The organism is Anaerotignum sp. (assembly GCF_031981185.1).
In the GTDB taxonomy this organism is placed as follows: domain Bacteria; phylum Bacillota; class Clostridia; order Lachnospirales; family Anaerotignaceae; genus Chakrabartyella.
The window spans coordinates 1-5,084 of the sequence record NZ_DALYUL010000055.1 but is presented as its reverse complement, the minus strand read 5'-3'; the positions used below and the strand labels follow the sequence as shown (position 1 = coordinate 5,084).

General features: G+C 34.6%; 5 protein-coding genes. 2 read left to right on the top strand and 3 right to left on the bottom strand.

Features of this window, described 5'->3' with window-relative positions; translation table 11 throughout:
- Together RTK36_RS16335 and RTK36_RS16330 are read right to left on the bottom strand one after the other, a co-directional pair.
- The coding region (locus RTK36_RS16335) for a recombinase family protein (protein ID WP_312048280.1) at window positions 1-1,094 on the bottom strand (1,094 nt) is incomplete at its 3' end.
- On the bottom strand, window positions 1,094-2,038 hold the full coding sequence (locus RTK36_RS16330) for a recombinase family protein (protein WP_312048279.1): 945 nt from the start codon (window positions 2,036-2,038) through the stop codon (window positions 1,094-1,096). The genes RTK36_RS16335 and RTK36_RS16330, both read right to left, overlap by 1 nt.
- Before the next feature lie 157 nt (window positions 2,039-2,195).
- Between RTK36_RS16330 and RTK36_RS16325 the strand changes: the two genes are divergently transcribed.
- Both RTK36_RS16325 and RTK36_RS16320 read left to right on the top strand, forming a co-directional pair.
- The gene (locus RTK36_RS16325; protein WP_312048278.1) at window positions 2,196-2,648 is read left to right on the top strand and encodes a MarR family winged helix-turn-helix transcriptional regulator; all 453 of its coding nucleotides are present in this window, start codon (window positions 2,196-2,198) and stop codon (window positions 2,646-2,648) included.
- A gap of 122 nt (window positions 2,649-2,770) precedes the next feature.
- Complete coding sequence (locus RTK36_RS16320; RefSeq protein ID WP_312048277.1) at window positions 2,771-4,162, top strand: MATE family efflux transporter; 1,392 nt, start codon at window positions 2,771-2,773, stop codon at window positions 4,160-4,162.
- Window positions 4,163-4,354: 192 nt separating this feature from the next.
- Here RTK36_RS16320 and RTK36_RS16315 read toward each other — a convergent pair whose 3' ends face one another.
- Entirely contained in the window at window positions 4,355-4,861 is a 507-nt protein-coding gene (locus tag RTK36_RS16315) for a hypothetical protein (RefSeq protein ID WP_312048276.1), read from the bottom strand.
- Between the last annotated feature and the right edge of the window lie 223 nt (window positions 4,862-5,084).

Below are 5,084 nucleotides of genomic sequence, written 5' to 3'. Positions count from 1 at the left end.
TGTTCATTAATACGAACATCTTTACACTCACAAAAAGTAACAAACCTTCTTGTTGCGCAACGATAACAAGGTTCTTTCATATACTTAAAAAAGGTAAGAGTTCGGCCACAATGCTGACATTTTAATAATCCTTTAAACAGGTTATAGTCAGCGATAGTGCATGGCTTAGGCCTATATGATTTCATAACCAGCTGCGCTTGCTTCCAAACTTCTCTTGAAACAATTGCCTCATGAGCATCTTCACAGATTATCCATTCACTTCTTGGAAGAAGCATGGTTTTCTTTGTATTAATATCAATTTTTGTTCGTTTGCGGCTTATTAGTTTACCTGTATAACGTTCATCTTTAAGGTAGCGATGAACAATGGCATTCGTCCAAATTGTATTTTCACTGCTTAATTTCCACCCCCTCTTTTTATCCGTACCTTTTTCTTTATGGTACATATAAGGAGAAGGCACACCTTCGGTATTAAAAACCACAGCAATTTGCGTAGCTGTTTTACCCTCACAAGCAAGCTCGAATATTCGTTTTACAACAGGTGCTGTCTCTGGATTTTGTATCAGCTTATTTTTTACATTTGGAGACCGCATATAGCCATATAGCGGCAAAATGCAAAGATATTCACCTTTTTGAAACTTAGATTTCTGCACTGCTCGTATTTTCCGGGAAATATCTCGGCTATACATTTCATAAATCAAAGCCTTTAGCCCAACATCAATGCTTGCGGTACTACCTTTATAATTATTGCTGTCATAATCTTCATTGACTGCAATAAACCGCACGCCTAAAAAAGGAAATACCTGGTCAATATAATTTCCAACTTCGATAAGGTTTCTACCAAATCGTGAAAAGTCTTTGACCATTACGACATCAATTGTTTTACCAGTCAGCTTGAGCAGTTTATTCAGTGCAGGGCGGTCAAAAGTTGCTCCGCTATATCCATCATCAATAAATTCCAAAACCTCATAGCCTTGTAAGTCTTTTTTTGATGATATATAGTTTCTAAGTAAATCCCTTTGATTGGAAATGCTGTTACTCTCCCCCTCATTTATGTCCTCGTTGGATAGCCTGAGATATAACGCAATGGTTTTCATTATACAGCACCTCCCACAAACTCAGTGAGAATCGCTAATTCATCAGCAAATTTCCATACAATTTCTACATCGTTATAGCCACTGACAATGATTTTATCAATCATTAGATCAATAAATTCACGACTTAATACCGCGGTGTCTTTTTGTCCTCTAAAAGCCTTGATCCATTCATTTTGCGGGGACAATATTTTTTCATCTAAAGCTTGTGCTTTTAGCAAGTTGTTTTTAGTTTCTTCCAGTTCCTCAGCCTGTTTTAGATAATCCGACTTCAAGCGATTGTACTCTACAAGGTCTATGGTGCCATCGGTGTAATTTTCAAAAAGTGCAGAGCATAATATCAAATTCTTAGCAATCAGCTTTTCTGTATTTACTAAATGGGTTTTGATTTTTTTCTGTTTTGCTATGTATTTTTTTGTACTTTTCAGCTTTTTCAATTTATCTTCCAATGAAAAAGTCAAATCTACTTGTGCTCTCAAACTTGAAAGAATGGCATCGATAAGCTCTTGATTACAAAGAAAGACATAGCGTGTCTTAGCAGATTTTTTTGCATTTTTATAACGTATCATTTTTTGCCCACAATCAGCGCAGAACACCTTGCCTTTAAAAATATTTTCTGTAAAAGGATATTTCTTGCTGTTCGCCTTCCGCTTTTTGGCAACATCATTAATCGTATTTTCTAATTTGTGAAATGTTTCTTCGTCAATAATCGCCTCGTGCGTACCATACACCACTACATACTGTTTTTTATCTTTCTTGGTAAGGGGTAACCCATTGCAAAGGGATTCCATTGTTTTGCCCTGCGTCACATTTCCTGTATAAGTAAAGTTATTTATAATTTGCTTTACCATTTGTCCCTGCCACATCGTAGCTTTTCCCGTTGGAATTTTCTTTGCCTTGTATCTAGCGTTTCGGTAATTATATACCGATGGCGAGGGAATACCCATTTCATTTAGTTTTGAACCACAAAACTTAAATAACGATTAAAGATACACAATTTCAGTAAATCCTTTTAAGAAAATAATGATTTGAGCATTGACAAATTAGAATTTTGAATATAAAATATTAGATAGAATTCAACCTATATAGAAAGGATTACTTGCCATGAAACGTAGCGATACACCTTCTCATGATTTTTATATTAAAAATATAGCTCATGTATTACGGTATAAAAACGACCAAAGATTAGCTGCATACGATATCACCGAACCACAGGCCCGTCTTTTAGGACACATTCATGGCGCACAAAATTCAGGCCAAGAAATTAGTCGAAGATATTTAAGTAAAGCCATGCAAATATCAGGCCCATCCGTAACAAGCTTACTCAACAACCTTGAAAAAAACGGATTTATTCTTCGTCGTTCCGGAAATAAGGATGGAAGGACAATACTTATCGAACTTAGTGAAAAAGCCTCATTACTCCTTAATGAAATGTCTGATATTCTTACCTCGATAACAGAGGAATTATTAGTGGGATTTTCAGAAGAGGAAAAATTGGTCTATCTAATGTTTCTAAAACGGACATATGATAATTTAGGCATAGAATCACATATATAAGAGCATCTTTTTTAGATAAATAGGTATATTTATACCTATTTTAAATTATTGCTATGTCTAAAATGAATTGACGAGCCACCCCAAATAGGTAGAATTCAACTTATATTGAAAGGAGAATATTTATGACGAAAAACAACACAAAAAAAGACACATTGTATTATCTCGAAAAATCCCCTGTACCAAAAGCAATTGCACACATGGCAATCCCTATGATCTTGGGTATGGTTGCCAATATGATTTACAACATTACAGATGCTTATTTTATTGGTAAACTAGAGAATACATCAATGCTTGCATCCATCACACTAGCTTTACCTTTTACCACCATTCTTATGGCACTGGGAGAGCTATTCGGTACGGGGGGCAGCACATATATTTCAAGATTGTTAGGGGAAAAAGATATAAATAGAGTAAAAATAGCTTCTTCCGTAAATTTTTATCTCTCCCTAATTTCGGGAATTGTGTTTATGCTGATCTGCCTTCCCGCTATATCACCTATCATGAAACTACTGGGTGCCACAGGAGAAGCTCAACTCAGCACGAAGTCTTATGTAATTGCTTATGCCATCGGTAGCCCGTTTGTAATTGCCAATTTCACGCTAGCCCAAATGGTTAGAGGAGAAGGTGCTGCTACCGAATCTATGATTGGAATGATCCTTAGCGTAGTTGTCAATATCCTCCTTGACCCTATATTCATTTTTCCTCTCCACATGGATGTTATGGGAGCTGCGGTTGCGACTGTTATTGGGAATATTTGTGCCGTCGTTTATTATATTTATTATTTTAAAAGAAAAAGTCAAGTTCAGAGTGTCAGTATCATAGATTTTAAGCCTAATAGAGAAATTCTCTTCAACATCTTTAAGATTGGCATCTCCGCTTTCCTACTATCTGGTTTTTTAATTGTTTCAAGCCTAATGTTTAATAATTATGCTGCTATATATGGCGACTATGTTGTTGCTGCTTTTGGTGTAGCTAATCGTATATGCCAGATATCAGATTTTATTGGCATGGGACTATACATGGGAGTTGTCCCACTGATTGCATATTCTTACGCTTCCAACAATACCCAGCGTTTAAATACAGTTTTAAAAACAACTGCATTTTATCTCGTAAGTATTATTCTTGCAATTGCAGTTGTACTGTTTATATTCCGCACACAGATTCTTCAATTGTTTAGCTCGGATGAAGCTGTTATAAAAGTTGGTATTGTAATTCTTTCAGCACTACTGCTTTCCACATTATTCGCAGGTGTCTCAGGACTTTTAACCAGTATGTTTCAAGCATTTGGGAAAGGTTTTCAATCCAATATTATGTCAGTTTCAAGGGGCGTTGCTCTAATTCCAATCATCATACTCGGGAATTTATTGTTTCAGTTAAATGGAGTAATATGGTCTATGACTGTTTCAGAGATCTTTGCTTGTCTCATTGGTACATTTTTATGGCTCAGCTCAAAAAATGCTATTATGGAGAAATCTCCAGAAGAAAGAATGACATTTGACCCCGATAATATGTAGGGATGAAACTATTTAGAGCGTGGATTGAATTGATTGCGTATTTTGTGTTGCTGATAGTATTGATTTTATTGGGTATTGGCTGATTGCTGTAGTTACCTACAAATACGGTCACCCACTATTGACAGAAACAACTTTCGCCAATTTGGGGTGGGTTCATTGTATACACAAATTTTGGGATACACCCAAAAAAGATTATTTTATTTCTTCGTAATTTATTCCTTCATACTTGTGTTCTGCATAATCATAAAAACATCTAATCCATCCAGGAATAATGTTAGGACCATTATCAAAAGAAAGAACTGTTAGGTTTGTTATTTTACCATCTTTTGTACCATTAATAATTAGTTTAACTATATTGATGGATTCTGGTGAATAAATATAAGCTAATGGAATTACTTTCTCTGTTTCATATGGGGTATCAATAAAAGCTAAAAAATTATCCTCAGCATTCTCAAAATCTCGAGAAATTTTTATATGTTCGTTTGGTGCTACATGTGTAATATTCAAATTTTCAGTGCTCTCTCTTCCGGGTACAAAAGTAATTTTATCGATAATACCCTCAGAATGATTTTCAATTATTATATTATATCTTTGACTATATTGTAAATTGGCGTAACAACGCAAACCAATTATTATAAGAAGAAATAGCAACCAAACTTTTAATTTTATTTTTTTACTTATCAATTTTCGAATATACATTTCTTTTCTGTATCATCAGTTGGAACTGATACACTCCTTAATATTTTTATATCCAGATTATACCACAAACGATAAATTTATCAACATTTGTGAATTTACCAAATAGTTTTAAATGAGATATATAATCTCCATAAAAAATCCATGGCATTTGATTCATCCTCTTTCATATTTTTTGCACAAAAACCTGCTAAGAAAAGTCAATAGTTAATTTGACTTCTAGCAG